General features: G+C 40.9%; 2 protein-coding genes. Both read right to left on the bottom strand.

Annotation, left to right across the window (positions count from 1 at the left end; translation table 11 throughout):
• Positions 1-342, bottom strand: a 342-nt coding sequence (locus EDM53_RS05200) for an AAA family ATPase (RefSeq protein ID WP_165379663.1), incomplete at its 3' end; no start/stop codon positions are given.
• 16 nt (positions 343-358) lie between these two features.
• Entirely contained in the window at positions 359-2,044 is a 1,686-nt protein-coding gene (locus tag EDM53_RS05205; RefSeq protein WP_130122601.1) for an AAA family ATPase, read from the bottom strand.
• Positions 2,045-2,127: the final 83 nt, after the last annotated feature.

Below are 2,127 nucleotides of genomic sequence, written 5' to 3' on the forward strand. Positions count from 1 at the left end.
AAGGATATTTGCGTACGCACCCTTGTAGCGCGACTTCTTCACATCCTTAAACGATATGAATATCACTGGATATTGATTCTGATGCTCCTCACAAAAAGCTTTATCCTGCCCTATATTCAGCTTCTCAAACAAATCTTCATCTTTTGGCTGACTATTCTCTAAAAAGTAGTACAGCATCGACAGATTGAGTGTCTTTCCAAATCTTCTAGGCCTGGTGATTAAAATGACCTTCGCACCGTCCTCTAATACTTCTTTGATTAACAGAGTCTTGTCGGTAAATACATACCCGTCTCTTACTATTTCTCTAAAATCGCTGACTCCTACCGGTAGTTTGTATTTCATAACTTCACATCACCTCTTATTCGTGCTCCAACAGAACCTTTTCATTCACCAAACACAGTTGCTTCCCACAAAACGCAAGCCCTATCGCCAATACTTCCTTCACTCCGTTCTGTCTAAATAGCTCCAGATATTGATTATCCTTTACCTGCTTTAGGCCTTCTTTTGCCTTTGCCTTCAGCTTCTTCGGATCGTCTGTTGCTTTAAACTCCAGTAGTATGCCAGCTCTTTCACTCTGCTTTGGCAACATTACTACGTCAAATCTTCCAAGCCCCGACTCTTGATTAGAGCGTATGTAGTATGCTCCTCTTAACCCCACTACCAGGCCCAATATAAACACATGAAATATTTGCTCAGGTGTGTTCTTATTAAAGTCAAAGTAGCTCCCGCTTTGCATTATGTAGCTTGTGATATACATCTCAAACTTCTCCATATCTCCATCCATCAAGCTTCTCACAAAGCTGTCGTATGACTCTATGCTTATTGCCTCGCTAAACCAATCATCTACTATGTCATCGTATACAAAGCTCACTTCTTTGTTTGGTATCGATAAATGACATATCAGCTTGTTACCTTGCCTTTCCTTCTCCAGTACCTTCAAATACCCTGCATACAACAACAAGCTCCACAACGCTTCCGGCTTCTTTCTTATATCCAGAAACACCAAATTCTCAGACAGCGCTTGTGTTATTACTTTACCCTGCAACAACTCCTCAAACTCCTTCTTCACTACAGGTTTTGCCTTCCTTAACAGATCCCCTATCAACGCATTGTTTGACGTATTTAACCAGTATTCCTGTAGTATCCCTTCGTTGTCCAAGCAGTTAATTATAGACCAGGGGTTGTACAATACATGCTTCCCTATTTGATACCCGTTGTACCACTCTTTTATTTCACTAAGCGGTACCGGTTGCTTTGCTTCTTCCAGTAGCTTCACAACCTCTTCTTCCGTGAATCCAAAGTATTGCCCAAACCTCTCCCTAAGCATCGAATATACTGAGATGTTGTTCAATCCAGAAAATAAACTCTCCTGAGATATACGTGTTATGCCAGTAACCACAGCCTTTGTTAAGTAACTGTTATCCTTTAATGCCTGACCAAGCATACTCCGCATTAGCTCTATCATCTTCTCGTAGTATTTGCTCAGGTAAGCTTCTTGTATTGGTGTGTCGTACTCGTCTATCAATATAATTGGGTTCCTGCCGCTATACTTCTGTATGTAGATACAGAGCTGCCGAAGTGATGCTTCTACCTCAGATTGTTGCGCTTTTTTATACAACAAAGCATTAAATACCCCCTTCTCGTCTTCATCTAAACAATCTCCCTCCAATAGGTATCTATGTCCCCTGTATACCTCCCTCACCAGAAGAAGGATATGTTCGTACGCATCTTTATAGCGCGACTTCTTCACATCCTTAAACGATATGAATATCACTGGATATTGATGCTGATGCTCCTGACAAAAAGCTTTATCCTGCCCTATATTCAGCTTCTCAAACAAATCTTCATCTTTTGGCTGACTATTCTCTAAAAAGTAGTACAGCATCGACAGATTGAGTGTCTTTCCAAATCTTCTAGGCCTTGTGACCAGTATAATATCAGCACCATCGTCCATTACTTCTTTGATCAACAACGTCTTATCCGTAAAGACATAGTTGCCCTTTACTATCTTTCTAAAATCGCTGACTCCTACTGGTAGTTTCATGGGTACAATACCTATAAATCACGTACTTCGTTCCGCGTTAAACCTGTTATCTCCGATACCTTGTCTATCGGCTCCTTTCTTAA

It is taken from the genome of Rickettsiales endosymbiont of Peranema trichophorum (assembly GCF_004210275.1).
GTDB lineage: Bacteria > Pseudomonadota > Alphaproteobacteria > Rickettsiales > Midichloriaceae > RICK02.

What these genes read in the sequence shown, in the direction of transcription:
- EDM53_RS05205 (WP_130122601.1), bottom strand. Translation starts at nt 2,044, where the DNA reads ATGAAACTACCAGTAGGAGTCAGCGATTTTAGAAAGATAGTAAAGGGC.